26 protein-coding genes and 1 riboswitch are annotated in these 26,336 nt (G+C 69.2%); of the genes, 8 read left to right on the top strand and 18 right to left on the bottom strand.

Going from position 1 to position 26,336, the window contains the following annotated elements:
* Window positions 1-20: 20 nt before the first annotated feature.
* Window positions 21-1,292, bottom strand: a complete 1,272-nt coding sequence (gene fabF, locus ACOYR3_RS05040) for a beta-ketoacyl-ACP synthase II (protein ID WP_422845384.1) — start codon at window positions 1,290-1,292, stop codon at window positions 21-23.
* A 244-nt stretch (window positions 1,293-1,536) separates the two neighbouring features.
* Here fabF and ACOYR3_RS05035 point away from each other — a divergent pair, with 244 nt between their 5' ends.
* Window positions 1,537-2,187: a TetR/AcrR family transcriptional regulator gene (locus tag ACOYR3_RS05035; protein WP_422845383.1), complete on the top strand. Its 651-nt coding sequence runs from the start codon at window positions 1,537-1,539 to the stop codon at window positions 2,185-2,187.
* 111 nt (window positions 2,188-2,298) lie between these two features.
* Here the strand turns inward: ACOYR3_RS05035 and ACOYR3_RS05030 are convergent, their stop codons facing one another.
* Both ACOYR3_RS05030 and ACOYR3_RS05025 read right to left on the bottom strand, forming a co-directional pair.
* Complete coding sequence (locus ACOYR3_RS05030; RefSeq protein ID WP_422845382.1) at window positions 2,299-2,688, bottom strand: DUF2917 domain-containing protein; 390 nt, start codon at window positions 2,686-2,688, stop codon at window positions 2,299-2,301.
* 105 nt (window positions 2,689-2,793) lie between these two features.
* Window positions 2,794-3,348: a DUF2917 domain-containing protein gene (locus tag ACOYR3_RS05025; protein WP_422845381.1), complete on the bottom strand. Its 555-nt coding sequence runs from the start codon at window positions 3,346-3,348 to the stop codon at window positions 2,794-2,796.
* A gap of 123 nt (window positions 3,349-3,471) precedes the next feature.
* Between ACOYR3_RS05025 and ACOYR3_RS05020 the strand changes: the two genes are divergently transcribed.
* Window positions 3,472-4,467, top strand: a complete 996-nt coding sequence (locus ACOYR3_RS05020) for a LysR substrate-binding domain-containing protein (RefSeq protein WP_422845380.1) — start codon at window positions 3,472-3,474, stop codon at window positions 4,465-4,467.
* A 188-nt stretch (window positions 4,468-4,655) separates the two neighbouring features.
* The gene (locus ACOYR3_RS05015) at window positions 4,656-5,072 is read left to right on the top strand and encodes a bacteriohemerythrin (RefSeq protein ID WP_291489897.1); all 417 of its coding nucleotides are present in this window, start codon (window positions 4,656-4,658) and stop codon (window positions 5,070-5,072) included.
* A gap of 36 nt (window positions 5,073-5,108) precedes the next feature.
* Here the strand turns inward: ACOYR3_RS05015 and tyrS are convergent, their stop codons facing one another.
* The gene (gene tyrS, locus ACOYR3_RS05010; protein ID WP_422845379.1) at window positions 5,109-6,341 is read right to left on the bottom strand and encodes a tyrosine--tRNA ligase; all 1,233 of its coding nucleotides are present in this window, start codon (window positions 6,339-6,341) and stop codon (window positions 5,109-5,111) included.
* 208 nt (window positions 6,342-6,549) lie between these two features.
* Here tyrS and ACOYR3_RS05005 point away from each other — a divergent pair, with 208 nt between their 5' ends.
* Window positions 6,550-7,908: a peptidoglycan DD-metalloendopeptidase family protein gene (locus tag ACOYR3_RS05005; RefSeq protein WP_422845378.1), complete on the top strand. Its 1,359-nt coding sequence runs from the start codon at window positions 6,550-6,552 to the stop codon at window positions 7,906-7,908.
* A 137-nt stretch (window positions 7,909-8,045) separates the two neighbouring features.
* Entirely contained in the window at window positions 8,046-9,164 is a 1,119-nt protein-coding gene (locus ACOYR3_RS05000) for an anhydro-N-acetylmuramic acid kinase (protein ID WP_422845377.1), read from the top strand.
* 15 nt (window positions 9,165-9,179) lie between these two features.
* On the opposite strand, the gene mdtD is transcribed toward ACOYR3_RS05000, so the two are convergent.
* From mdtD to ACOYR3_RS04965, 7 genes are all read right to left on the bottom strand, one after another.
* Window positions 9,180-10,607 carry a multidrug transporter subunit MdtD gene (gene mdtD, locus ACOYR3_RS04995; RefSeq protein WP_422845376.1) on the bottom strand — a complete coding sequence of 476 codons (1,428 nt, stop codon included), beginning with the start codon at window positions 10,605-10,607 and terminating at the stop codon, window positions 9,180-9,182.
* A gap of 123 nt (window positions 10,608-10,730) precedes the next feature.
* The gene (gene erpA, locus ACOYR3_RS04990; protein ID WP_422845375.1) at window positions 10,731-11,102 is read right to left on the bottom strand and encodes an iron-sulfur cluster insertion protein ErpA; all 372 of its coding nucleotides are present in this window, start codon (window positions 11,100-11,102) and stop codon (window positions 10,731-10,733) included.
* A 58-nt stretch (window positions 11,103-11,160) separates the two neighbouring features.
* On the bottom strand, window positions 11,161-11,559 hold the full coding sequence (locus ACOYR3_RS04985) for a bactofilin family protein (RefSeq protein WP_422845374.1): 399 nt from the start codon (window positions 11,557-11,559) through the stop codon (window positions 11,161-11,163).
* 101 nt (window positions 11,560-11,660) lie between these two features.
* Window positions 11,661-12,374: a DUF6776 family protein gene (locus tag ACOYR3_RS04980; RefSeq protein WP_422845373.1), complete on the bottom strand. Its 714-nt coding sequence runs from the start codon at window positions 12,372-12,374 to the stop codon at window positions 11,661-11,663.
* Between the two features lie 166 nt (window positions 12,375-12,540).
* Window positions 12,541-12,933 (bottom strand): 30S ribosomal protein S9, encoded by a 393-nt coding sequence (rpsI, locus tag ACOYR3_RS04975; protein ID WP_011797079.1) that lies wholly within the window; start codon window positions 12,931-12,933, stop codon window positions 12,541-12,543.
* 11 nt (window positions 12,934-12,944) lie between these two features.
* Window positions 12,945-13,376, bottom strand: a complete 432-nt coding sequence (gene rplM / locus ACOYR3_RS04970) for a 50S ribosomal protein L13 (RefSeq protein ID WP_291489888.1) — start codon at window positions 13,374-13,376, stop codon at window positions 12,945-12,947.
* Between the two features lie 223 nt (window positions 13,377-13,599).
* Window positions 13,600-15,570 carry a serine/threonine protein kinase gene (locus ACOYR3_RS04965; RefSeq protein ID WP_422845372.1) on the bottom strand — a complete coding sequence of 657 codons (1,971 nt, stop codon included), beginning with the start codon at window positions 15,568-15,570 and terminating at the stop codon, window positions 13,600-13,602.
* Between the two features lie 292 nt (window positions 15,571-15,862).
* Between ACOYR3_RS04965 and ACOYR3_RS04960 the strand changes: the two genes are divergently transcribed.
* The gene (locus ACOYR3_RS04960; protein WP_422845371.1) at window positions 15,863-16,750 is read left to right on the top strand and encodes a 23S rRNA (adenine(2030)-N(6))-methyltransferase RlmJ; all 888 of its coding nucleotides are present in this window, start codon (window positions 15,863-15,865) and stop codon (window positions 16,748-16,750) included.
* 51 nt (window positions 16,751-16,801) lie between these two features.
* Here the strand turns inward: ACOYR3_RS04960 and ACOYR3_RS04955 are convergent, their stop codons facing one another.
* The 4 genes from ACOYR3_RS04955 to ahcY all read right to left on the bottom strand — a co-directional run bounded on the left by ACOYR3_RS04955 (window position 16,802) and on the right by ahcY (window position 20,777).
* The gene (locus ACOYR3_RS04955; RefSeq protein ID WP_422845370.1) at window positions 16,802-17,371 is read right to left on the bottom strand and encodes a septal ring lytic transglycosylase RlpA family protein; all 570 of its coding nucleotides are present in this window, start codon (window positions 17,369-17,371) and stop codon (window positions 16,802-16,804) included.
* Window positions 17,371-18,225 (bottom strand): methylenetetrahydrofolate reductase [NAD(P)H], encoded by an 855-nt coding sequence (gene metF / locus ACOYR3_RS04950; protein ID WP_422845369.1) that lies wholly within the window; start codon window positions 18,223-18,225, stop codon window positions 17,371-17,373. The genes ACOYR3_RS04955 and metF overlap by 1 nt, the downstream gene beginning before the upstream one ends.
* Window positions 18,222-19,223, bottom strand: coding sequence for a TlyA family RNA methyltransferase (locus ACOYR3_RS04945; protein ID WP_422845368.1), 1,002 nt, complete (start codon window positions 19,221-19,223; stop codon window positions 18,222-18,224). Before ACOYR3_RS04945 ends, metF begins: the two co-directional genes overlap by 4 nt.
* 117 nt (window positions 19,224-19,340) lie before the next feature.
* On the bottom strand, window positions 19,341-20,777 hold the full coding sequence (gene ahcY, locus ACOYR3_RS04940) for an adenosylhomocysteinase (RefSeq protein ID WP_422845367.1): 1,437 nt from the start codon (window positions 20,775-20,777) through the stop codon (window positions 19,341-19,343).
* 71 nt (window positions 20,778-20,848) lie between these two features.
* Window positions 20,849-20,928: riboswitch (S-adenosyl-L-homocysteine riboswitch) on the bottom strand.
* Between the two features lie 164 nt (window positions 20,929-21,092).
* Here ahcY and ACOYR3_RS04935 point away from each other — a divergent pair.
* On the top strand, window positions 21,093-22,721 hold the full coding sequence (locus ACOYR3_RS04935; RefSeq protein WP_422845366.1) for a peptide chain release factor 3: 1,629 nt from the start codon (window positions 21,093-21,095) through the stop codon (window positions 22,719-22,721).
* A 6-nt stretch (window positions 22,722-22,727) separates the two neighbouring features.
* The gene (locus ACOYR3_RS04930) at window positions 22,728-23,558 is read left to right on the top strand and encodes an HAD family hydrolase (protein ID WP_422845365.1); all 831 of its coding nucleotides are present in this window, start codon (window positions 22,728-22,730) and stop codon (window positions 23,556-23,558) included.
* 117 nt (window positions 23,559-23,675) lie between these two features.
* Here the strand turns inward: ACOYR3_RS04930 and ACOYR3_RS04925 are convergent, their stop codons facing one another.
* From ACOYR3_RS04925 to ACOYR3_RS04915, 3 genes are all read right to left on the bottom strand, one after another.
* The gene (locus ACOYR3_RS04925; protein ID WP_422846525.1) at window positions 23,676-24,929 is read right to left on the bottom strand and encodes an ROK family protein; all 1,254 of its coding nucleotides are present in this window, start codon (window positions 24,927-24,929) and stop codon (window positions 23,676-23,678) included.
* A gap of 130 nt (window positions 24,930-25,059) precedes the next feature.
* Window positions 25,060-25,512, bottom strand: a complete 453-nt coding sequence (locus ACOYR3_RS04920) for an RbsD/FucU family protein (protein ID WP_422845364.1) — start codon at window positions 25,510-25,512, stop codon at window positions 25,060-25,062.
* Between the two features lie 15 nt (window positions 25,513-25,527).
* Window positions 25,528-26,334, bottom strand: coding sequence for an ATP-binding cassette domain-containing protein (locus ACOYR3_RS04915; RefSeq protein ID WP_422845363.1), 807 nt, complete (start codon window positions 26,332-26,334; stop codon window positions 25,528-25,530).
* Window positions 26,335-26,336: the final 2 nt, after the last annotated feature.

Genomic DNA, 26,336 nt, shown 5'->3' with positions numbered 1-26,336 from the left:
CCGTTTGAGCACATCGGCGATCACGCCCCCGCCCAGCGCCGCAGCACCAGGCTGGCGTTGACGCCCCCGAACCCGAAGCCGTTGACCATGGCGTGCGTGAGCGCCATGGGCCGCGCGCGCAAGGCCACCAGGTCCAGGCCGTCGGCCAGCGGGTCGGGCGTGTGCAGGTTGAGCGTGCCGGGCACCACCTGGTCCCGCAGCGCCAGCGTGGTGAAGATGGCCGCCACCGCCCCGGCGGCGCCCAGCAGGTGGCCGGTGGCCGACTTGGTCGACGCAATGGCCACCCCTGCCCCCGGGCCGAACACGCTGCGGATCGCCGCCAGCTCCCCACGGTCGCCCACCGGGGTGGAGGTCGCATGGGCGTTGAGGTGCTGCACGTCGTGCGGCGCAAGGCCCGCCTGCGCCAGCGCCGCGGCCATGCTGCGCGCCGCGCCGCTGCCGTCCTCGGGACCCGAGGTGATGTGGTACGCGTCGGCCGAGGTGCCGTAGCCGACGATCTCGGCCAGCGGCGTTGCGCCGCGCGCCAGCGCGTGCTCCAGCGCCTCGATCACCAGCAGGCCGGCCCCCTCGCCCATGACAAAGCCGTCGCGCTGCGCGTCAAACGGGCGCGAGGCCTGCTCGGGCGTGTCGTTGAAGTCCGTGCTCAGCGTCTTGGCCGCCGCGAAGGCGCCCAGGCTCACGCGGTCGATGGCGGCCTCGCTGCCGCCGCACACGGCCATGTCGGCCTCGCCGCAGCGGATGAGGCGGGCCGCATCGCCAATGGCCTGCACGCCAGCGGCGCAGGCCGTGACGGGCGCGCCGATGGGGCCTTGCAGCCCATGGCGGATCGACACCTGCCCCGCCGCCAGGTTGACCAGGAACGAAGGCACGGTGAAGGGCGACAGCCGCTGCGGGCCGCGCGTTTCGGTGGTACGCACCGCATCGGCAATGGCGCCAAACCCGCCGATGCCGGAGGCGATCACGGTGGCCGCGCGGGCGCGCTGGCGCTCGTCCGCCGGGGGCCAGCCCGCCTGGGCCAGCGCCTGGTCGGCGGCGCCCAGCGCAAAGGGGATGAAGCGGTCCATCTTGCGCTGGTCCTTGGCGGACACCACGGCGTCCACATTCCACCCGCCTTCGGGGTCCTCCTCGGGCGGCAGCACCCGCCCGGCCACCTTGGCCGGCACCCCCTCGGTCACGGCCTCGGGCAGGCGCGTGAGGCCCGAGCGGCCCGCCAGCAGCCGCTGCCAGGCCAGCTCCACCTGGCATCCCAGGGGCGACACCAAGCCCATGCCGGTGATGACGACGCGGCGCATCAAAGGGCTACCCTTCGCGCAGCGCAGGACGCTGGGCCGGTGGCCCGGGCGGGCAAACGCCGCGGTGGGTGGAAGGAATGGGGATGCATGAAGTCACCTCGCTGGTTGACGCCCGGCGTCCACGGACACCACCGGTCCGCAGTCTGCGCCCACCGGTGGACAACCGGGCGTTTATGATTGGGGCCATCATCATAAGCACAAAAGTGCGGTTTGCTGACGATCGCAATCAATAGAAAATCTGGCCATGAAAGTCTCGAAAGCGCAGGCGGCTGAAAACCGCCAAGGCATCCTCGACGCCGCGGCGCGGCTGTACCGCGAGCGCGGCCTCACCGGCGTGGGCGTGGCCGACATCACGCGCGACGCCGGGCTCACGCACGGCGGGCTGTACCGGCATTTCGAGTCCAAGGACGCCCTGGTGCGCGAGGCCTGCGCGCGCGCGTTCGACTGGTCCATTGCGCCGCTCGACGGCCACACGCCCAACGCGAACGTCGCGGACCGTATCCGCAGCTACCTCTCGCCCCAGCACCGCGACGCGCCGGGCAGCGGCTGCCCGGCCGCTGCCCTGGCCGTGGACGCGGCACGGGCCGGGCCCGAGCTGTCGGAGGTGTTTGCCGCGGGCATCGAGCGCAACATCCAGCGGTTCACGCAGTTGCTGGTCGATGCCGACCCGCCCACCGCCCCGGCGGACACCGGCGCCGCCACGGAGACCGGGTCCACGCCACCGGCCGCGGCCGCCCAGCGGGCGCGCGCCATCGAGGTGCTGGCCACCATGGTCGGGGGGCTGGTGCTGGCACGCGCCACCGCGGCGGCGCAGCCCGCGCTGTCGCAGGAGCTGCTGACCACGCTGCAGGGGCAGCTGATCGGGCTGCTGGAAGACCCCGGGCGGCGCGGCTGATCTATCGCTACAAAAAAGAGAGCTTGCAGCGCTTGTGGGACAGGCGCTGCAAGCTCTTTTTGCTCATATCACCAACTGGGCCTCGGCCGCAGTCCGGCCAGGCCGGCGGTATCAGGCGCAGCAGGTGCCGCCCGCCACGCGCTGGTCCACGGCCGCGGCGCTGCCGAAGGCCGCCCGGCGCCACCACGGCGCCACGCTGGCGACGGCCTCCACCGGCCGGCTGGCCCAGCGATACTTGAGCCGCTCGGCGCCCACGGGCTCCACCACCGCGCGCCGGCCGGCGTCTACCCACAGCGTCTGGCCGGGGTGCAGAAAGACATCCCCCGATTCGGTGCCCGCACCGAAGGGGCCAGCGTCCAGCGTCACCCAGGCGCAGCCCTCGGCCACGCGCAGGGCCATGGGCGCGCGCGGCGTCAGGCTGACGGCATGGCCGGGCGGCAAGGTGTTGACGCCATGGCCGGCCGCGTTGGATCGGGAAGTGAAAGTGTGCGAGAGGGTCATACAAATCTCCGGGTTAACCCTTGGTTAACGCAATGGTGTGCTGTGCTAGGCAAATCGTCCAATGAAAAGGAGTGGCGCTATTGATGCGCTTTGTGCATGCCGTGCTCACACCGGCCTGCGCTGGCGGGGCGTAGCTATCCAAAAGAGAGCAAACCGGGCCAGGCCCGCCACCAGCCGCCCGGTGGCGCCCAGCGCCTGGGCGCCGGCCCACCCCACGGCCCGGCCGCCCTGCCCCAGGGCGCGGCCCAGATCCCGCAGCGGCTGCGCCACGCTGCCCTCCCACTGCGCGCGGAGCGCGGCACTGCGCCAGCCCGCCGCCGGGGCGGCCTCGGCCTCCGGCTCCGCCCACCAGTCGAAGGCGGCACCGACCGGCGCCTCCACGGGGCTCCAGGCTTCCAGCACGGCGTGCTGGCCGGCCGCAATGGCCAGGCGGTCCCCGGCCTGCAGCACCACATCGGCCGCACGGCCCGGCTGCCCGGCGCCCGGCGCTGCCCGCAGGGTGAGCCACACCCGGCCGTCCACCACCTCGACCACGCCGCGCTCCAGCGGGTGCAGGGACAACGCGCGGCCGGCCGCCAGCTTCCAGCAGCCGGCACCCCGTGGCCGAAGGTCGGCGGCGTGCAGGGATTGTTGCGATTCCAGAACGTGACTGGCGGACATGGCAGGCTCCTTGGAGAGGCGGAAACAACGACTTTCGAGCCCCGATGGTGCGCCGCAGGGCCTGCACAGTCCAATGAAAACGCGGTACCCTATTCATTCCACTCACGCATGAATCCACGCGCTATGACCGCTGCCGAATATGCTCCTGCCGTGCTTCGCACGCGCCCCGTCGCCGTCGGCCACTGGCGCGCCTTCCTGGCCGTGGCAAAGCACCTGAACTTCCGCGCTGCCGCCGACGAGCTGGCCCTGACCCAGTCGGCCGTCAGCCGCCAGATCCAGGCACTGGAGGACGAGGTGGGCGTGGCGCTGTTCCTGCGCCACACGCGCGCGGTGGAACTGACCAGCGCGGGCGCCCAGCTGCAGCGCGCCGTGGCGCCGGCGCTTGAGCGCATGGACGCCGCCGTGCGGCTGGTGCGCCAGACCGCCGGGCGCCGCAGCGTGGCCATCACCACCTGGGCCAGCTTCGCGTCCATGTGGCTGATCCCGCGCATGGAAGAGTTCCAGCGCGACAACCCGGGCATCGACATCCGCATCGACGCGAGCGACGTGTCGGTGGACCTGGACACCTCCGACGTGGATCTCGCGCTGCGCTACAGCCTGCCGGGGCCGCCCGCGCAAGGCGGCGTGCGCCTGTTCGGCGAGCAGCTGGCGGTGGTGGCGAGCCCCTGGCTGCTCAAGAGCGGCAAGCCGCTGCGCACGCCGGCCGACGTGGCCCAGTTCACCCTGATCGAAGCGGGAGACGCCCACCGCAGCCAGCACCTGGAGTGGCTGAGCTGGCGGCGCTGGCTGGATGCACGCGACCTGACCAAGCTGCAGCCCCAGCGCTGGCTTTACTTCAACTACGCGCACCAGATCGTGCAGGCGGCGCTCAGCGGCCAGGGGCTGGCGCTCGCGCGCATGCCGCTGATTGCCGACGCCCTGGCCGCGGGCGACCTGGTGGAGGTGCTGCCCGGCTACCGCATCGATTCGCCGCTGGCGTACTGGCTGATCGTGGGCCCGCGCAGCAGCCAGCGGCCGGAGATCAAGGCGTTCTGCGCCTGGCTGCAGATCCAGGCCCAGGCCACGCGCGAAGCCATCGGCGATGTGCCCGATCCGGACCTGAACGACAACCTCGACTGAGCCGGGGCCCGGGGCCTTTTCGGGGTGCCGCGGCGCCCCTCGCGACGCCCACTTGACAGCGCTCAAGGCGCGCCGTTGATGCATATCAACGGGCAGTGATTTGGGTCGCGCCGATGCGCAATGACCATCTTCCGCAGCCCGCCCGGGCCGGGCATTCTGGCGCGCCTAGATACAGGAGAGCGCCCCTCATGACCTTCATGCCATGGACCACCGAGCTGGAACTGGGTTTTGACGAAATCGATCGCCAGCACCAGGAACTGGTGCGGTTGACCAACCTGCTGTACGAGGAACTGTGCTGCCCGATTCCGCGGCGCGAGGCCATCGGCGCGGTGCTGGAAGGACTGGTGGCCTACACGCACGACCACTTCATCGTGGAGGAAGTCCTGTTCCAGCGCCACGGCTACCCCGAGACGCCCGCGCACCAGGCCGAGCACAACGGTTTCACCGCCCGGGCCATGGACCTGCTGATGCGCTTCGAGGACGGGGAGGAGGTCTCCATCGAGGCCATGGAGTTCCTCAAGCACTGGCTGGTGCACCACATCTGCAAGGTGGACCGCGCCTACATGCCCTACCTGCGCGAGGCGCTGGCGCGGGAGGCCGCGTAGCCGGCGGCGCTGCAGCGTCCCCGCCGCGCCGCCGGCTCAGGCCAGCGTCACGCGCGCAAACTTGCGCTTGCCCACCTGCACGACATAGGTGCCGGCTTCCAGCTTCAGCCCCTTGTCGCTGACCACGCCGCCATCCACGCGCACGCCGCCTCCGTCGATCAGGCGGTTGGCCTCGCTGGTCGAGGGGGCCAGGTTGGCCTGCTTGAGCAGCGCGCCAATCCCCAGCGGCGCGCCGGACAGTGCCAGCTCCGGGATCTCGTCGGGCACGCCGCCCTTGCTGCGGTTGATGAAGTCCTGCTCGGCCGCGTCCGCCGCCGCCGCGCTGTGAAAGCGCGTGGTGATCTCCTTGGCCAGCATCACCTTGGCATCCTTGGGGTTGCGCCCACCGGCCACCTCGGCCTTGAGCGCGGCGATCTCGTCCAGGCTCTTGAACGACAGCAGCAGGTACCAGTCCCACATCAGCGTGTCGCTGATCGACAGCACCTTGGCGAACATGGTGTTCGCGTCTTCGGTAATGCCGATGTAGTTGTTCTTGGACTTGGACATCTTGTCCACGCCGTCCAGCCCCACCAGCAGCGGCATGGTGAGCACGCACTGCGGCTCCTGGCCGTATTCCTGCTGCAGATGGCGGCCCATGAGCAGGTTGAACTTCTGGTCGGTGCCGCCCAGTTCCAGGTCGCTCTTGAGCGCCACGGAGTCGTAGCCCTGCATCAGCGGGTACAGGAACTCGTGCACGCTGATGGACTGGCCGGACGTAAAGCGCTTGTGGAAGTCGTCGCGCTCCATCATGCGCGCCACGGTGTACTTGGCGGCCAGCTGGATCATGCCGCTGGCGCCCAGGGGCTCGCTCCACTCGCTGTTGTAGCGGATCTCCGTCTTCGCCGGGTCCAGCACCAGGCTGGCCTGCTTGTAGTAGGTCTCGGCGTTGGCCTGGATCTGCTCCTTGGTCAGCGGCGGGCGGGTGCTGTTGCGGCCCGAGGGATCGCCGATCAGGCTGGTGAAATCCCCGATCAGGAAGATCACCTGGTGGCCCAGATCTTGCAACTGCCGCATCTTGTTGAGCACCACGGTGTGGCCGATATGGATGTCGGGGGCCGTGGGGTCCAGCCCGAGCTTGATGCGCAGGGGCTGGCCGGTGGCTTCGGAGCGCGCGAGCTTCTTGACCCACTCGTCCCGGGGCAGCAGTTCGTCCACGCCGCGCAGCGAAATTTCGAGGGCCCGGCCTACACCATCAGACACCGGTTCGGTTGTAACAGCAGATTGATTCATAAGGGTTTTTTGCGATGTCTATACAGCATGCGCCGCTATACTCCAGCCCACGTTGCGTGAGGCGATTCTAGTGGGCTCGCTGTTTCGACCTGTTTTTCCACCCTGTCGACGCGCTACAGCCTGACAGCCTCGGCTCCCGGCCCTCGTCTCCCCGCCAGCGTTGCGCGAGAGGGGGCTGCGGATCCACCTTCACCCTGGGGATAGACCTTTGATTCACGGCTTGACCACCGCCAGCTCGGCTTTGCTTGACCGGCTGTCCCAAACGATCCAGAAACACCCCCGCCGCATCACCGCCGCCGTCGCAGCCCTGCTGCTCACGGGCGGCGGTGGCGCATTTGCCGTGGCCTCGTTCGCGCCCGATCCGGCCGAGCTGCCGGTGCGCACCGTGAGCTACCCGGTCGAATCGCTGGCCGAGAACCTGGAACTGGGCCAGCTGGAAACGCCCGGTTTCTCGCTCTACCGCTCCGAGCAGGTGCGCAGCAGCGACACCCCCGAGTCCCTGCTGCAGCGCATGGGCGTGGCCGACCCGGCCGCAGCGGCGTTCATGCGCGGCGACACGCCCGTGCGCCAGAACGTGCTGGGCCGCACTGGCCGCGTGGTGTCGGCCGAGACCACGGACGACCACCGCCTGGTCCGCCTGACGGTGCGCTGGGTGCCCGACGACAGCGGCAATTTCCGCCGCCTGGTCGTGGAGCGCCAGGGCGACAAGTTCACCTCCCGCGTGGAAACCGCCAAGCTCGCCAGCGGCAGCCGCCTGGCGGGCGGGATCATCCACAGCTCGCTGTTCGCCGCCACGGATGCCTCCAACATCCCCGACGGCGTGGCCGTGCAGATGGCCGAGCTGTTCTCGGGCAACATCGACTTCCGCCGCTCGCTGCGCAAGGGCGACCGCTTCTCGGTGGTGTACGAAACACTCGAAGCCGACGGCGAGCCCCTGTCCAGCGGGCGCGTGCTGAGCGCCGAGTTCGTGAACAACGGCAAGACCCACCAGGCCGTCTGGTTCCAGGAGCGCGGCGCGGCCAAGGGCTCCTACTACACGCTGGACGGTGAAAGCATGCGCCGTGCGTACCTGACCTCGCCCGTCGAGTTCTCGCGCGTCACCAGCGGCTTCAAGATGCGCCTGCACCCCATCCTGCAAACCTGGCGCGCCCACCTGGGCACCGACTTTGCGGCCCCCACCGGGACCGCCGTGCGCACGGTGGGCGACGGCGTGGTCGAGTTTGCCGGCGTGCAGAACGGCTTTGGCAACGTGGTGTTCGTGAAGCACCGCAACCAGCACGTCACCGTGTACGCCCACCTGAGCCGCATCGACGTGCGCCAGGGTCAGTCGGTGGAACAGGGGCAGACGCTGGGCGCTGTCGGCCAGACCGGCTGGGCTACCGGGCCGCACCTGCACTTTGAATTCCGCGTGAACGGCGTGCACCAGGACCCGCAAACCATCGTGGCCCAGAGCGAAGCCGCCGCACCGATCTCCGCGGCGTCCCGCCCGGCCTTTGACCGATTGGCCGCCAACATGCGCGTGCAGCTGTCCGCTGCGGCGCTGATCGAACAAGCCAGCGCAGAATGATGTGATCCCCCCTGAGTCGCCTGCGGCGCCTTCCCCCCAAGGGGACGACGCCAGCGGCCTGGCAAAGCCAGTTCCGCGGCGTCCCAGGCTCGGGCAGCGCCCGTAGCAAACGCCCTGGCCTGTTTGCATTGTTTCCCATGAACACCCCCACCGAGCTGTACATCGGCCTCATGTCGGGCACGTCGCTCGATGGTATCGACGGCGTGCTGGCCGACTTCTCCGGGCCGCGCATGGTGGTCACGCACCATGCGAGCGCTCCCTTCGAGCCCGGCCTGCGGGCCGAGCTGCTGGCCCTGAACACCCCTGGCGACAATGAACTGCACCGCGCGGCGTTGGCGGGCAATGCGCTCTCGTTGGCCTACGCCGAGGTGGTGGAGACGCTGCTGCAGCAAAGCCGCCAGTCCAGCTCAGCCATCCGGGCCATCGGCGCCCACGGGCAGACCGTGCGCCACCGCCCGCAGGAATTTGACGGCACGGGCTACACCCTGCAGCTGGGCAACCCCGCCTTGCTGGCAGAACGCACCGGCATCGCCGTGGTGGCCGACTTCCGCAGCCGCGACGTGGCAGGGGGCGGCCAGGGCGCGCCGCTTGTACCGGCGTTCCACCAGGGCGTGTTCGGCCGGGCGGACGAGACGGTGCTGGTGCTCAACATCGGCGGCATCTCCAACCTCAGCGTGCTGCATGCGGACGGCCGCGTGGCCGGGTTCGACTGCGGGCCGGGCAACGCGCTGATGGACTTCTGGTGCCACCAGCACACCGGCCAGGCCTATGACGCCGGCGGCACCTGGGCGGCCAGCGGCCAGGTGGTGCCCGCGCTGCTGGACGCACTGCTGGACGAGCCCTTCCTGCACAAGGCGCCCCCCAAGAGCACGGGCCGCGACCTGTTCAATCCCCAGTGGCTGGCGCAGCGCCTGGCGCCCTTTGCCTCCGCACGCCCGCAGGATGTCCAGGCAACACTAACGGAATACACCGCCCGCGCTTGTGCAATCAGCGCAAGCAGCTATCAAAACAATAGCAAATGCCTGGCCGTCTGCGGCGGCGGGGCCCACAACCGCCACCTGATGGAACGGCTGCAGGCGGCCTGCCCCACCCTGCAGGTGGTGGCCACGGACGCCCTGGGACTTCCGGCCCTGCAGGTGGAAGCGGCAGCGTTTGCCTGGCTGGCCCGGCAAGCGCTGGACGGCAAGCCCGGCAATCTGGCCAGCGTGACCGGTGCCGCCGGGCCGCGGGTGCTGGGCGCCATCTACCCCCGCTGAGCCCCGCCGGCGCGCTCAGCTCCCTTCGGCGGCGTCGGCCGCAGCGGCCACCCGCACACCGGCCCGGTCTTCCGGCGAAAGCTGCCAGAAGATGGCGGCCGAGGCGACCGTGATCAGGCCCATGCACGCAAAAGTCGCCTGGAATGCCAGCAGGGTCTGGTGGTCCGGGGCCGCCTGGTAAAAGTCGGTGAAAGCCGCCAGCACGCCACCCGCGGCCGCCACCCCCATGCCCATGGCCAGCATCTGCACCATCGACAGCAGGCTGTTGCCGCTGCTCGCCATGCCGTGCTCCAGGTCCTTCAGGGTGACGGTGTTCATCGCCGTGAACTGCAGGGAGTTCACCGCCCCGAAGACGGCGAGCTGCAGGCCGTGCACCCACAACGGCTGGGAGGGCGCCGCCAGCGCAAAGCTGGCCATGGCCAACCCCACCAGCAGGGTGTTGGTCACCAGCACCCGGCGGTAGCCGAAGCGGGTGATCAGGGGCGTGGTAAACCGCTTCATCGACATGCCAGCCACCGCCACGGGCAGCATCATCAGGCCCGCATGCAGCGGCGAGTAGCCCATGGTCACCTGCAGCAGCAGCGGCACCAGGAATGGCATGCAGGAACTGCCCAGGCGCGAAAACAGATTGCCCAGCAGGCCGATGCGCAGCGTGGGCACCGAAAAAAGGTGGGGCGAAAACAAGGGATCGGGCCGCCGCGCCGCGTGCAGCCAGTACGCCGCCAGCGCGGCCAGGCCGAAGATCATCAGCACCAGCACGCTCGCCTGCCGCAAGCCCAGGCTGGCCAGGCCGTCCAGCGCCAGCGACAGCGCCACCATGCCAAACGCCAGCATCAGATACCCCGCCAGGTCGAGGCGGGCCACCTGCGCCGCCGGCTGGCCGGGCATGTAGCGCAGGGTGGCCAGGCACCCCGCCATGCCCACCGGCACGTTGATCAGGAAGATCCAGTGCCAGGAGGCCGCCTCCACCAGCCAGCCGCCCAGCGTGGGCCCGATCAGCGGGCCGATCAGGCCGGGAATGGCCACAAAGCTCATGGCCTGCAGGAACTGCTCGCGCGGAAAGGTGCGCAGCACCACCAGCCGCCCCACGGGCAGCAGCAGCGCCCCGCCCAGGCCCTGCACCACCCGCGCCGCGACGAGCTGGCCCAGCTGCTGGGCCAGCGCGCAGCACACCGATCCCACCACGAAGAGCGTGATCGCCGCCAGGTACACCCGCCGGGGGCCGAAGCGGTCCGCCAGCCACCCGGAGGCCGGAATCAGCATCGCCATGGCCAGGGAGTAGGCCACCACCACCGACTGCATGCGCAACGGGCTTTCGCCCAGGCTGCGCGCCATGGCAGGCAGCGCGGTGTTGACGATGGTCGCGTCCAGCGTCTGCATGAAGAAGCCGATGGCGACCAGCCACAGAAGCACTTTGAGGGAGGTATCGCGGTTTCGCTGCATGGGCTCAGGGAAGGAGTTTTCTAGCGTGCGGCCCCGGGCACCCGGCAGGGCGCGGTCCCGGCGGCCCATGAAGAAAGCCGCCCGAGGGCGGCTTTCAGCGAAGGGTTGGCGCCCGGCGCACGGTCATACGGAGAAGCTCGAACCGCAGCCACAGGTCGTGGTGGCGTTGGGGTTCTTGATGACGAACTGGGCGCCCTGCAGGTCTTCCTTGTAGTCGATCTCGGCGCCCAGCAGGTACTGGTAGCTCATGGCGTCGATGAGCAGCGACACGCCGTTCTTGGTCATCGTCGTGTCGTCCTCGTTGGTGATCTCGTCAAAGGTGAAGCCGTACTGGAAACCCGAGCAGCCGCCGCCTTGCACGAACACCCGCAGCTTCAGGTCAGGATTGCCCTCTTCGGCAATCAGGTCCGCCACCTTGGCCGCCGCACTGTCGGTGAACAGGATGGGCTCGGGCATATCGGTGGGGGCGTCGTTGTGGGCCACTGCGCTGCTCATGGGGTACTCCGGGGTCTGTAGGAGCGAAATGGTACTGCACCCCGCGGGGGAATTCAGGTCACTGCCCGTTTGACGCTAATTTGAGTGGGGGTTTTTCCTCGACCAGCACGGCCACGGGGCACAGCTGCCCCGCAATCACGGCCCCCTGGTGCATTTCGAGGGCCTTGTAGTGCACGTTGCCGGTGATCTTGGCGCGGGGCTGCAGCTCCAGCAGCTCTGCGGCGTGCACGGGCCCCACGACCTGGCCGTTGACGATGACATGGTCGGCATGGATGGCGCCCTCCACCTGCGCCGTCTCCGAGATGACCAGGATGCTGGGCTGCTCCGCCGCCGCCCGGATATCCCCCACCACGTGGCCGTCGATGCGCATGCCTTCGGCAAACAGCACATCGCCCTCGATCCGGGTGCCCTGCGCAATCAGGCTCTTGATCGGCGGCTGCTTCTTGCGGGAAAACATGGGGTAGAGCTCCTCAGTGGGGGGATGCGCGGCGCAGCACGCGGAACAGCAAGAAAGACGCCAGGGCTGCGGACACCCTGCCGCAAGGGGGGAAGCGCCCGCTATCCGTCGACGGCCATGGCCTGCACGGCGCGCACCGCCGTGCCCTCCAGCACGCGCGCCGTCACGGTTTTTACCACGGCGTTGGGCGGCAGATCGACCACGCCCTCCACGCGGCGGTATTGCCGCACCTGCAGGGGCTGCGACGAAGTCGGCTGCGACTGCGTCCAGGGCTTGCCGTCCAGGGTCCCCGCCAGCACCAGCTCCAGCCGGCCGTTGAACTCGGGCGCATTGCGCGCGGCCTGGATCACCAGCACCTGCCAGCGCAACTGCATGCCGCCCAGCACCTCGGCCTGCAGGCTGCGGATCGCCAGCCCTTCGCTCTTGGCGGCGGGAATCAGCTTTTCAAAGAACCCCAGGTCCTCCCGCAGCGTGCGGTTGTCCGCCTCCAGCTGGCGTACCTGGGCCACCAGGCTCTCCTTGGCTGCGCGTTCCGCCGCCAGCAGGCTCCCGGCGGTGTGGGCCACCGTCTGCTGCTCCTGGCCTTCCGAGCGCAGGCGGGCCACTTCTGCCCGCAGCTGCACCAGCTCATCCCGGGAAACCCGGTCCAGGCCGGCAATGGACTTGCCGAACTCGAACGCCCACAGCGCCACGGCGCCGCACAGGCCCAGCATCACGGCCAGCACCATCCACCGGACGGGCCAGGGCATGGCGCTGCGGATGGCCACGCGCGGGGCGCTGATCGTCAACCGGCGGCGCAGGAGGCGAAAGCGCATGGTGCTGCAGACAGGTGGTTCATCGGAAGGGGGGGGTGCGGGACGAAAAGAGCGCACCATAAACGAAAAAACCGCCCGAAGGCGGTTTTTTGTCTTGCAGGCAGGGCCCGGAAGCGTTGCGGGGAGCAAACAGCGCCGCCCGGGGGCAGGCCGTCCGGTCCGTGGATCAGCGCTTGGAGAACTGCTTGGCGCGGCGTGCGGAGTGCAGACCGACCTTCTTACGCTCGACTTCACGGGCATCGCGGGTCACGAAGCCGGCTTGGCTCAGTGCGGACTTCAGCGTTGCGTCGTAGTCGATCAGGGCGCGGGTGATGCCGTGGCGGGTGGCGCCGGCCTGGCCGGATTCACCGCCGCCGTGCACGTTGACCTGGATGTCGAAGGTTTCGACATGGTTGGTCAGCACCAGCGGCTGCTTGGCAATCATGATGGAGGTTTCGCGGCCGAAATACTGCTGAATGTCTTTGCCATTCACAGTGATCTTGCCGGAACCCTTCTTCAGAAACACGCGGGCGACGCTGGACTTGCGACGGCCGGTGCCATTGTTCCATTCACCAATCATCTCAAGGCTCCTTAGATTTCCAGCACTTTGGGCTGCTGGGCGGTGTGGGGATGCTCAGCACCGCCATACACCTTGAGTTTCTTGATCATTGCGTAGCCGAGGGGGCCCTTGGGCAGCATGCCCTTGACGGCCTTCTCCAGCGCGCGGCCGGGGTGCTTGGCTTGCAGGTCGCGGAAGTTCGTGGCCGTGATGCCGCCGGGGTAACCCGAATGGCGGTAGTACACCTTGTCCAGGGACTTGGTGCCGGTGACCTTGAGCTTGGCTGCGTTGATGATGACGATGAAGTCACCGGTATCGACGTGAGGCGTGTAGATGGCCTTGTGTTTGCCGCGCAAACGGAGAGCAACTTCGCTGGCTACTCGTCCGAGGACCTTGTCGGTCGCGTCAATCACAAACCACTCGTGCACGACCTCAGCGGGCTTGGCGCTGAAAGTGGTAGTCATGAGTCTTCTCTTTTGAAAGAAAGATGGTTTGGCGGGCCCTTTTCCACGGTCGGTGCTTCTCTTTCGGAAGCCTCTTAGGTGGCATGTCCTCTTCGCCGCGGGGCCACAAAGGCGCTGCGAAGCCTTCCATTATACGAATTTGCCTGCGCAGTGCGCAAGGCCGGCATGAGGGACCGCCCGAGACCGCGGTTGCACGCGGCGCGACGATTCGTGCAGAGCGCCCCTAGTTCGGGGTCTGGCGGCGGCGCTGTTCCTCGGCCTCGTAGCGTCGGCGGTTTTCCACGCAGATGGGCTGATTGACCTGCGAGGGCTTCTGGCATTCCTGGTGAATGCACATGGGCCGCGCCAGGAAACCCGAGTCCGCACAGGCCTCCTGGGGGCTGGGCACCCGGGGCGGCGCGGGGCGGGGCTTGGGTTCGGCCACCACCGGCGCGGGCGCGGGCACGGGCTCTTCGCGCACCACCACGGCCGGTGGCGGGGGCTCCGCCGGGGCGCGCTTGGCCGTGCGGGCAGCCGCCCGCGGCGCCACCGCGGGCGCCGCCGGGGCGGCGACGGGCGCAGGGGCGGGTGCGCTGGCCTGCGCGTCCGTGGACGCCACGGCGATGGCGGCAGACGCTGCGGCGGCCACCGAAGGATCGGCCGCAGCGACGTCCACCGAGGCAGGGGTGGCCGCTGCGGCCGGCTCCGCCATCTCGGTGATGATCTCGGTCTGGCGCACCTTGCCGCCGCTGCCCTGCACCCACCGCAGCCCTGCCGCCGATGCCACCACGGCAAACGCGCCGATGCCGAGCCAGAGCAGCAGGTGCGGGCGCCGCCGGGACCTGGGCGCCTTGTGGGCCGAGCGCACCAGTTCCCGCTCCAGCGGCAGGGGACGGGCGTCGGCCGCATGCCGCGCGCTGCCCGCCCCGCCGTCCGGGTACGCCGCCGCGCCGTCGTAGCGGGAGTCGTCGGCCGCCACGGTATCGCGCGGGTCGAAGAACACGGTATCGCCGCCGTCTGCAGCCAGGGTGTCCGGCCCGGCCAGCATCACGGTGTCTCCGCCGGCCAGCGGCTCCACAAAATTGTCAACTTCTGTGCCCGAATCCGCCACTTTTGTCAGGGGCCGATGGGGCTGGACCGTTGTTTCGGCCCCGGCGCGGGGCGCGGAGGTGATGTCCACCGTGGGCGACACCAGGCCGGGCCCGGGCTGGTCGGCCGGCTCGACCCAGATATCCCCCAGCTCAGCGCGGAAGTCGAAATGGTCGATCCCCTCGGGCGGCGCAGTCATCTCCATGGTCCGCAGGAACTCGTCGATGCTCTGCGGCCGGTCCTGCGGCTGCAGGGCCAGGGATTGCGCAATCGCAGCCACGAACGGCGCGGAATACTCCACGCCGAACTGCCGCTTGACGGTGCGGGCCACCCGCGAGAACGACACCATGCGGTCGCGGATGGAGCGCAGGGTGGCCGGCAGCGGCGTGTCGTTGCACAGGCAGCCGTGCACCACGGCCGCCAGGGAGTACAGGTCGCTCCAGGGGCCCTGGCGCAGGTCCTGGTCGCCGTCCGCATACTGCTCGATCGGGGCGTAGTTGACCTTGAGAACCGCCGTGTGCTTGCGGTCCTGGTCGTTGATGGCGTGGCGCGCGGCGCCCAGGTCCAGCAGCACCGGCGGGCCGGCGTCCTGCAGGAAGATGTTGTCGGGCGAGATGTCGCGGTGCAGCGTGTTGTCTTCGTGGAGCACCCGCAGCGCGCCCAGCACGGACCACAGCACCTTGCGCAGCCAGATCTCGGGCGGCGGCGTGCGCATCTGGGCACGGGCCTGCTTGAAGGTCATGCCGCTGTACAGGGGCATGACCATGTAGGCGGTGTTGTTGGCCTCCCAGAAGCGAAACACCTTGACCAGCGACGGATGGTCGAACTGGGCCAGCAGCCGCGCCTCGCCCACGAAGGAGGCCAGCCCGGCGTTGAACGTCTGCAGATCCGCCGGGGAGCGCACCCACAGCGACGGGCCCTGCGCCCGGCCCGCCAGCGCGGAGGGCATGTATTCCTTGATCGCCACGGCGCGGTGCAGGGAATGGTCGAACGCCTTGTAGACCATGCCGAAGCCGCCCACGCCCAGCAGCGCCAGGATCTCGAACTCCGCCAGCCGGGTGCCGGGCGGGAGCGCATCCGTATGGCTGACACCGCTGGCGGGGGCTGGGCTGGAACTTGCGATCATGGTGGAAAAGGCGTGGCGTTCGGGCAGGCATCAACGGGGGAGTGCACCCGATCAGAGGTCAACAGGTTCTCGGCCGCGGCAAAACACAATCAGGAAGCATGCCAGCTCGCACCGCGAAAGCCAGGAATTTTGCGCCGGCCGGAACCGCCCCACCCCATCGGACAAGCCCGGATTGTGCCCGGCGGCGGCGCGCCTGCCGCGGCACTTGATCACGAAACCGCGGCTTCCTTGACGCGCGTCCAGTTTCCGCACAGCGCCCGGCGCTGCCAGGCCCACTCGTTACCATAGCGCCATGTTCAGTTACCGCCACGCCTTCCACGCAGGCAACCATGCCGATGTGCTCAAGCACACCGTCCTGATCGCCGCCTTGCAACACCTTACGGAGAAAGACGCGGCACTGACCGTGCTGGACACGCACGCAGGCGCGGGCCTGTACCGGCTCGATGGCGACTACGCCAGCACCAGCGGCGAGGCCGCCGATGGCGTGGCGCGCCTGTTTGCCCCCACCGCGCCCCCGCTGGCGCCGGCGCTGCAGGCCTATGTGGACATGGTCCGCGCGTTCAACCAGGGCAGCGCGCCGCGGGTCTATCCCGGCTCGCCGTTCATTGCGCAGCGCCTGCTGCGCGCACACGACAAGCTCAAGCTGTTTGAGCTGCACCCCACCGACCTGCGCGCGCTGGCCGGCAACGTGGCCCAGCTGGAGGCCGGCCGGCAGGTGGCCGTGCTGCACGAAGACGGGTTCGAGGGCATCAAGAAGTTTCTGCCCCCGCCGGCCCGCCGCGCTTTGGTGCTGTGCGACCCCAGCTATGAAATCAAGAGCGACTACGCCAAGGTGCTGGACATGGCGGCCGATTCGCTCAAGCGCTTTGCCACCGGCACCTACGCGTTCTGGTACCCGATCATCCCGCGCCCCGAAGCGCACGACCTGCCCCGGCGCCTCAAGACACTGGCCACCAAGGCCGGCAAGAGCTGGCTGCATGCCACGCTCACGGTCAAGTCCAGCAAGCGCACCGAAGCCCCCACGGGCGAGGCCAAGCGGCCCGGGCTGCCGGCCAGCGGCATGTTCCTGATCAACCCGCCCTACACGCTCAAGGACGCGCTAAAGAACGCCCTGCCGCAGATGGCCGAGCTGCTGGCGCAGGACCGCAACGCCGCCCACACGCTGGAATCCGGCGGCTGACGGCGCCTTCTTGCGCAGCCCCGCTGCGCGCCGGGGCGGCGTCACGGCGCGTCACGGCGCCGCGGGGCAGTCGCTTTCGCCGTCGTCCAGCGCGAACAGCTCCACGGGCTTGAGCCCCAGCCCCACCATGCCCAGCGCCTCCGCTGCGCCCCGGCTCAGGTCGATGATGCGGTTGGCGGAGTGCGGCCCGCGGTCGTTGATGCGCACGATCACCGTGCGCCCGGTGGCCTGGCTGCGCACGCACACGCGCGAGCCGAACGGCAGCGTGGGGTGCGCGGCGGTCAGCGCCTTCATGTCGAACAGCTCGCCGCTGGCGGTGCGGCGCTTGTGGAACTTGGCTCCGTACCAGGACGCAAGCCCCACTTCGTCAGCGGAAAGGCCCACCTCCGGCGCCACGGAGAGCCCGGTCTCGCCCGGCCTGGGGCCGGGCGGCGCGGGCGGGTCGATGAGCATGGCCTCGCCCGGCACGCTCAGGAGGTGGGGGGCCAGGGCATCCGCCTCGGCCGACAGCCCCTGGGCGTGCGCGGGCAGCAACCCGGCAGTGGCCAGGCCGACCAGGCAGGCGGCGGCCAGCCGCAGCAGCCGCACCAGCACCCGCTGCCGCCAGGCGCGCTGGCGCATCAGATGCCCAGCCGGCGGCAAATCTCCAGCGTGGCCGCGCTCTGGTTCATGGTGTAGAAGTGCAGGGCCGGCACCCCGGCGCTGCGCAGGCGGTCGCACAGGTCCGTCACCACGTCCAGGCCAAAGGCCTTGATGCTGGCCGTGTCGTCGCCGAACGCTTGCAGGCGCAGGCGGATCCAGCGCGGAATCTCGGCGCCGCAGGCGTCCGAGAAGCGCATGAGCTGCGTGGAGCTGCCGATGGGCATGATGCCGGGCACCACGGGCACGTGCGCCCCCAGGCGCTCGGTGTCCTCCACGAAGCGGAAGTAGGCGTCGCTGTTGTAGAAATACTGCGTGATGGCCGAGTCCGCACCGGCCTGCACCTTGGCCAGGTAGGCCTTGAGGTCGGCCTCGGGCGAGCGCGCCTGCGGATGCACCTCGGGGTAGGCCGCCACCTCGATGTGGAAGTCGCGCCCGGTCTCCGCGCGGATGAAGGCCACCAGGTCGCTGGCGTACTGGAATTCGCCGCCCGCGCCGTAGCCGCTGGGCAGGTCGCCGCGCAGGGCCACCAGGCGCTTGACGCCCATGGCCTTGAGCTGGGCCAGCTGCTCGCGCACTGACTGCCGCGTGGCGCCGATGCACGAGAAGTGCGAGGCCGCGCTCACGCCCTCGGCCAGGATCTCACGCACCGTGCCAAAGGTACCGTCCTGCGTGGAGCCCCCGGCGCCATAGGTCACGGAGCAGAAGTCGGGGTGCAGCTTGTACAGCTGCTGCCGCGCCGCGCGCAGCTTGTCGGCCCCCTCGGGCGTCTTGGGCGGGAAAAACTCGAAACTCACCGGGAAACCGGTGCCCTGGGCATTGGCGGCTGCGTTCATGCGGCCCTCCTCGCAAAGACAAAAAATTCCTGGTTGCCGTCGCCGCCCTGGATGGGGCTGTCCAGCCATGCCAGCACGGCCAGGCCATTGGCGGCGCAGCAGTCGCGGATGCGTTGCTCCACCACAGGGTACAGCGCCGCGTCGCGCACCACGCCGCCCTTGCCCACCTGGCCCGGCTGCAGTTCGAACTGCGGTTTGACCAGCATCAGCAGGTGGCCCTGCGGCGCCAGCAGCGGCACCAGGGCCGGCAGCACAAGGGTGAGGGAGATGAACGACAGGTCGCCCGTGACCAGATCGAACACGGGGCGGATGTCCACGTCCTCGCGGCCCGGCTTGCGGCGGCGCTCGGTGGGCAGCGTGCCTTCGGCGCGGGCGCGGGCCTTGGCGGCGCGCTCGGCCTTGAAGGCCTCCACGTCCTGCTCCTTGGCGTCGTCGCTGTCGTCGTAGGCCTCGTCCACCTGGCCGCCGTTGCGCATCCAGGCGTAGGGTGCCACGGGCTGGGTGTCGTTGTCCTCGTCGTCCTGCACGATCTCCTCGGACAGGGCGTCGTCGCAGCCCTGCTGCAGCGATTCGGCGGTGAGCGCGCGGGCGTTGAGCCCTTCCACGCACACCACGCGCGGGTCGCTCTTCAGCCGCTCGTGCAACTGGCCGTGGCCCACGTCGACCCCGATCACCTGCGCTGCGCCCTGCTGCAGCAGGCAGTCGGTGAAGCCACCCGTGCTCTGGCCCACGTCCAGGCAGCGCAGGCCGGCCACGGCCAGGCCGGTGTGCTGCAGGGCGCCTTCGAGCTTGAGGCCGCCGCGCGAAAGGTATTTGGCCTCGGCGCCGTCCAGCAGCTTGACCTCGGCCACGGAGGGGATGTCATCCCCGTTCTTGGCGACCTTGTTCCAGGGCGCCAGCGGCGACAGGCGCCACTCGACCCCCGCAGCAATCAGCCGCTGCGCCTGCGAGCGCGTGGCCGCGTGGCCCGCTTCCACCAAAAAAACGTCTGCGCGCATGCGCTCCTCTTGCTCTCAAGATACTTAGAACAAAATGGGGCTCCAGCGCTTATGCAGCAAGCGCTGGCAGCTCCAATTTTCATAGCAGCAGCCGACCACCGCCGGCCTGCCGCGCCCTCAGTAGCGGTAGGTGTCCGGCTTGTACGGGCCTTGCTTGGGCACGCCGATGTAGGCGGCCTGCTCGTCGGTCAGCTCGGTCAGCATCGCGCCCACCTTCTTCAGGTGCAGGCGGGCCACCTTCTCGTCCAGGTGCTTGGGCAGCACGTAGACCTTGCCGTTTTCGTAGTAGTCGCTGTGGGTGAACAGCTCGATCTGGGCGATGGTCTGGTTGGCGAACGAGTTGGACATCACGAAGCTGGGGTGGCCCGTGCCGCAGCCCAGGTTCACCAGCCGGCCCTTGGCCAGCAGGATGATGCGCTTGCCGTCGGGGAAGATCACGTGGTCCACCTGGGGCTTGATCTCTTCCCACTGGCAGTGCTCTTCGAGCTTGGCGACCTGGATCTCGTTGTCGAAGTGGCCGATGTTGCAGACGATTGCCTGGTCCTTCATCGCAGCCATGTGCTCGAAGGTGATGACGTCGCGGTTGCCGGTGGTGGTCACGAAGATGTCGGCCTTGTCGGCGGCCCACTCCATGGTCACGACCTTGAAGCCTTCCATGGCGGCCTGCAGGGCGTTGATGGGGTCGATCTCGGTCACCCACACCTGGGCGGAGAGCGCGCGCAGGGCCTGGGCGCTGCCCTTGCCCACGTCGCCGTAGCCTGCCACCACGGCCACCTTGCCGGCAATCATCACGTCGGTGGCGCGCTTGATGCCGTCCACCAGGCTTTCGCGGCAGCCGTACAGGTTGTCGAACTTGCTCTTGGTGACGGAGTCGTTCACGTTGATGGCGCGGAACATCAGCGTGCCCTTGGCCGACATTTCCTTCAGGCGGTGCACGCCGGTGGTGGTCTCTTCGGTCACGCCGATGATCTCGGCGCTCTTGCGGCTGTACCAGGTGCTGTCCTCGGCCAGCTTGGCCTTGATGGCGGCAAACAGGATGCGTTCTTCCTCGCTGCCGGGGTTGGCCAGCACGGAGGCGTCCTTCTCGGCGCGCTTGCCCAGGTGCATGAGCAAGGTGGCGTCGCCGCCGTCGTCCAGGATCAGGTTGGGGCCTTCGCCTTCGCTGCCCTTGGGGCCGAAGTCGAAGATGCGGTGCGTGTAGTCCCAGTACTCGGCCAGCGTCTCGCCCTTGACGGCGAACACCGGCGTGCCGGTGGCGGCAATGGCGGCGGCGGCGTGGTCCTGCGTGGAGAAGATGTTGCAAGACGCCCAGCGCACCTGCGCGCCCAGGGCCTGCAGGGTTTCGATCAGCACCGCCGTCTGGATGGTCATGTGCAGGCTGCCGGTGATGCGCGCGCCCTTGAGCGACTGCTTGGCCGCGAATTCCTCGCGGATGGCCATCAGGCCGGGCATCTCGGTTTCGGCGATCTTGATTTCTTTGCGGCCCCAGTCGGCCAGGCCGATGTCGGCAATGATGCAATCGGTGTTGACGGGGGCGTTGACGCGTGCGTTCATGATGGTTTCGTGCTCCAAAGCATGTTTGAAAAACCACTGGTCGCGGGAGAGAGCAAGCTCACCACACGAGAAGTGGATGAGCGTCGTTGCGGGGTGACTCCGAGCCTCACGCCCCGCCGGTGCTGGGGACGCTGCAACGCTCCTCGGATCGGCGGATTATAAAAGCAAGCGGCCGGCACCCCGCGCCGCGGCGGGCACCCCGGGCGCGCAACAGTAAAATCCGGGCTCTGCCTACCTGCGGGATCACCACGCAGGCATCGGACGACGACCCGCGCGGGCCCATCAGCCCTGCGCCCCTCCCCATTCAGGAATCCCGTGTCTTACGCCACCGAAACCCGGCGCCGCCGCACCTTTGCCATCATTTCCCACCCCGACGCCGGTAAAACGACGCTCACGGAAAAACTGCTGCTGTTCTCGGGCGCCATCCAGATCGCCGGGGCCGTGAAGGGCCGCAAGGCCAGCCGGCACGCCACGTCGGACTGGATGGAGATCGAAAAGCAGCGCGGCATCTCGGTGGCCTCCTCCGTCATGCAGATGCTGTACCGCGAGCACGTCATCAACCTGCTCGACACGCCAGGCCACAAGGACTTCTCTGAAGACACCTACCGCGTGCTCACCGCCGTCGATTCGGCGCTGATGGTGATCGACGCCGCCAACGGCGTGGAAGCGCAGACGCGCCGCCTGATCGAGGTCTGCCGCCAGCGCGACACGCCCATCATCACCTTCGTCAACAAGATGGACCGCGAGGTGCGCGACCCGCTGGACATCCTGGACGAGGTGGAGCGCGAACTGGGCATGCCCTGCTGCCCCATGACCTGGCCCGTGGGCCAGGGCAAGAGCTTTGGCGGCATCATCAACCTGCGCACCAAGACCATGACCGTGTTCGAGTCCGGCAGCGAACGCCGCCCGCAGGACTTTGAATCCATCCCGCTCACCGACGTGGACACGCTGCGCGCCCGCTTCGGTGCCGAATTCGACGCCGCCATGGACAGCATGGAGCTGGCCACCGGCGCATCGCCCGAATGGAACCACGAGGCCTTCCTGGCCGGCAAGCTGACCCCCGTGTTCTTCGGCTCCGGCGTGAACAACTTCGGGGTGATGGAGGTACTGGACGCGCTGGTGGACATGGCCCCGCCGCCCGGCCCGCGCGTGAGCACGCTCGAAGTGAACAAGCAGCCCGTGGTGAAGACCATCCAGCCCGAGGACGAGGGTTTCTCCGGCGTGGTGTTCAAGGTGCAGGCCAACATGGATGCCAACCACCGCGACCGCATCGCCTTCGTGCGCGTGGCGTCAGGCAAGTACACGCCGGGCATGAAGCTCAAGGTGCAGCGCACCGGCAAGGAGCTGCGGCCCACCTCGGTCGTGACCTTCATGTCCCAGCGCCGCGAGGCCGTCGAGGAAGCGTATGCGGGCGACATCATCGGCTTCACCACGCACGGCGGCGTGCAGCTGGGCGACACCATCACCGACGGCGCCAACCTGCAGTTCACCGGCCTGCCCTTCTTCGCGCCCGAGATGTTCATGACCGTGGTGCTCAAGAACCCGCTGCGCACCAAGCAGCTGCAGCAGGGCCTGGCCCAGCTGGGCGAGGAAGGCGCCATCCAGGTCTTCAAGCCCGATGCCGGCGGCAACATGCTGCTGGGTGCCGTGGGCCAGCTGCAGTTTGAAGTGGTGCAGCACCGCCTGAAGGCCGAATACGACGCCGACGTGCGCCTGGAGGGCAGCCAGTACACCGGCGCGCGCTGGATCACCGCCGACAACGCGGCCGACCTGCGCGCCTTCACCGACGCCTACCCGCTGCGCCTGGCGCACGACGCGGCCGACACGCTGGCCTACCTGTGCACCAGCCCCTACGACGTGCGGCTGGCGCAGGAGCGGTTTCCCAAGATCCACTTCCACCCGCTGCGCGAGCACGCGGGGCTGGCGCTGCAAAAGGCAGGCTGACGCCGCATGCTGCCCCTCACCCGCTGGCCGCTGCCGGCCCGCCGCGGCGTGGCGGGCGTGTTCACGGACATCGACGACACGCTGACCACCGAAGGCGCCATCACGCCCGACGCGCTGCAGGCCCTGGCCGGCCTGAAGGCGGCGGGGCTGCACGTCATCCCCATCACCGGGCGGCCCATCGGCTGGTGCGCGCCCTTCATGGCCGGGGCTGCCGGCACGGCCTGGCCGGTCGACGCCATGGTGGCGGAAAACGGCGCCGTGGCGTTTGTCCAGGGCCCGGGGGGGCAGCCGGGGCCCACCAAGCTCTACCAGCAGGACGCCGCCACGCGCCACGCCAACCAGGCCCGCATGCGCGCGGTGGCCGCCCAGGTGGCGGCCGAAGTGCCCGGCGTGGCGCTGAGCCGCGACAGCGGCGGGCGCGAAACCGACATCGCCTTTGACTACGCCGAGTTCGACCGGCACCCGCCAGAGACCGTGCAGCAGGTGCTGGCCGTGCTGCAGCGCGCGGGCCTGCAGACCACGGTGAGCAGCATCCACATCCACGGCTGCTTTGGCGACTTCAACAAATGGCAGGGCGCGTGCTGGATCGTGCGCGAGCTGCTGGGCCGCGACCTGGCGCAGGAGCTGGACCGCTGGGTGTTCGTGGGCGATTCGGGCAACGACCAGGCCATGTTCGCGCACTTCACCCACAGCGTGGGCGTGGCCAACATCGCGCGGTTCGTGCCGCAGCTCACGCACCTGCCGCGGTACGTGGCGCAGGGCGAACGCGGGACCGGCTTTGCCGAAGTGGCGCAGGCGCTGCTGGCAGCCCGGGCCGAAGGCGGTGCCGGGCGCTGACGCAAACTCAGACGCCTGGCAGAAAATTTGGATAAAAACGGGCCGCAGCGCTTTATACACAAGCGCAAGCAGCTATCATTTCAGTAGCAAACCAATCCCCTGCGAGGCGGCCGCGCCTCAGGCCTTCAGGAACAGTTCCGTATCCGGCGCAAAGCAGGCGTGCAGCGGCAGCAGCGCCCCACCCAGTGCGCGCGCGTCCGAGCCGATGCCGCCCAGCTCCAGCCGCGGCGGGGCGTGCAGGCCTTCCCAGCTGTAGGTGCGCAGGGCTGCGCGCACCCCGTCGGCCAGCGCCTGCAGCACACCGGGGTCGGCCGCGCCGTCCAGCACCACCGCGTCCAGATCCAGGAAGGCCGTGGCCGACACGATGCAATGCGCCAGGGCAGCGGCGGCGCTGGCAATCCATGCGCGGCTGTGCGGGGCCCAAGGCTCCTGCAGCGCACGCTGGTCGTACGCGGCCATCGGCTCCAGGCCGTGCTCGCGCAGGCGCTGCTCCAGGTCCCACAGCGACGCCTGACTGATGAGCTGCGCGGGGGCGGCGCCGGCCTGCGCCACCGCCAGCGGCAGCGACGCCACCGCGCCCGCATTGCCGTGCAGCCCGCGGTGCAGGTGCGAGTTGATGACCAGCCCCCCGCCGATGAAGGTGTCCAGGAACAGGTACAGGAAGCTCGGAATGTCGTGCCCGCGCCCGTACAGCAGCTCGGCCACGCAGGCGGCCGAGGTGTCCTTGGCAAAGCTCACGGGCAGCTCGGTCATCTGCTGCACCTGTTCGGCCAGGTCGATGTGGTTCCAGGCCTCGGATTGCGCTTCCGTCAGCCCCAGCATCCGGTGCCAGCCGCCCAGCTGGAACGGCGCGGCCACGCCCACGCCCACCACGCGCGCGCGCAGCGGACCCAGCCCGTCCAGCAGCTGGTGCAGGTGCCGGCGGATGGCGGGCAGCAGCACGTCGATGTCGGGAAAGGCGTAGTCCAGCACGATGCGCTCGCGCACCTGGCCGGTGAAATCCACCAGCAGCCAGTCCGCGCTGCGCCGGCCGATCTTGATGCCGATGGCAAAGGCACCGTCCGGGTTGAGCCCCAGCGGCACCGAGGGCTGCCCCACGCGGCCGCGCACGGGGGCCTCGCGGCGCAGCAGGTGGTCTTCGTCCAGCCGCGCGGTGATGAGCCCGATGGTCTGCGCCGTGAGCCCGGTGACGCGCGCGATCTCGGCCTTGGCCAGGCTGCCATGCGTGCGCAGCGCCTGCAGCACCACGCGCTCGTTGAACTGGCGCATGCCCACATGGTTGGAGCCGCGCTGGCGCAGCCGCACCGGCCCGGCGCTGGCGGGGTCGCCGGCGTCGGCAGGGGGTGGGGAGGGGGCGTCGGTTTCCAGCATGGCAGGCGCGGAGTTCATTCCAAGTTGCCTTCGAGAATACAAAACCGTTCACGCTGAGCCTGTCGAAGCGCCGCGCAGGGCTTCGACAGGCTCAGCCCGAACGGTTCTCAAAGTTTGAACAAGCGTCCGGTCAATCCCGCAGAGTTTCGCCGATCACGCCCTTGCGCAGCAGGAAATTGCCCCAGGGCTGCGGCTCGCCCGTCACCACGATGGCGTAGGCCTTCTTTACCCGCTCGTAGAACGCGAAGCGCTCCACGCCCTCGGCCTGCGTGCTGGCCACGCCCTCGCGCGCCAGCACGGCCAGAGTCTCGCGCTGCAGGGCCGAGCGGTACGGCGGCTCGGTGCCGCCCACCTGCATGTAGGCCACGGGGTGCGGCACGTCCTGCGCCAGCGGCAGCACGCTGGCCACGGCCTGCACGGCGCGCGCCATGCCGATGCCGGGCATGCGCAGCACGGGCTTGCCGGCGCCCAGGCTCATGGCGGTGAAGTTGGCGTCGGCCAGCACGATGGCATCGTCGTGGCCCATCTCAGCCAGCACCTTGAGCAGGTCGGGGGTCAGCAGGGGATCAATGTTCTTCAGCATGGCAGCGTGTCGTCTTCAAGCGAGGCATTCGGCAGGCAGCTCGGAGGCCGCCTTGGCCCCGGTCATCACGGCCACGGTGTCGCTCATGCTGATCTTCTTGGGGTTGACCACGGCCGCGCGCTTGCCCAGGCGGGCGATGTGGATGCGGTCGGCAATCTCGAACACATGGGGCATGTTGTGGCTGATGAGGATCACGGGCAGGCCCTTGTCGCGCACGCGGCGGATCAGCTCCAGCACCATGTTGCCCTCCTTCACGCCCAGGGCGGCGGTGGGCTCGTCCATGATGACCACGTGCCGCGCAAACGCGGCCGCACGCGCCACGGCCACGCACTGGCGCTGGCCGCCCGAGAGCGTCTCCACCGCCTGCGTCATGGAGCGGATGCCCACCTTCAGCTCGGCCATGCGGGCCACGCTTTCTTCCAGCATCTTCTTCTTGTCGAGCATGCGCAGCGCGCTGCCCAGGAGGCCGGGGCGGCGCAGCTCGCGGCCCAGGAACAGGTTCTCGGCAATGGTCATGGCCGGGGCCACGGCCAGGTCCTGGTAGACGGTTTCGATGCCGGCGCGGCGCGCGTCGATAGGGCTCTTGAACTGGATGCGCTGGCCGTCGAGGAGAATCTCGCCGTCGTCCGGCACGGTGGCGCCGGACAGCGCCTTGATGAGGCTGGACTTGCCCGCGCCGTTGTCGCCGATCACGGCCAGGATCTCGCCGGCGCGCAATTCAAAGTCGGCACCGTCGAGCGCGGTGACCTGCCCGTAGCGCTTGACCAGGCCCTTGGCCTGCATCACCAGCGGGGCGTTGGCAGTCTGTGGGGTGGTGCTCATGG

This window comes from Acidovorax sp. M2(2025), assembly GCF_049330835.1.
Taxonomy (GTDB): domain Bacteria; phylum Pseudomonadota; class Gammaproteobacteria; order Burkholderiales; family Burkholderiaceae_C; genus Acidovorax.
This window is presented reverse-complemented; position numbering and strand designations above follow the sequence as displayed.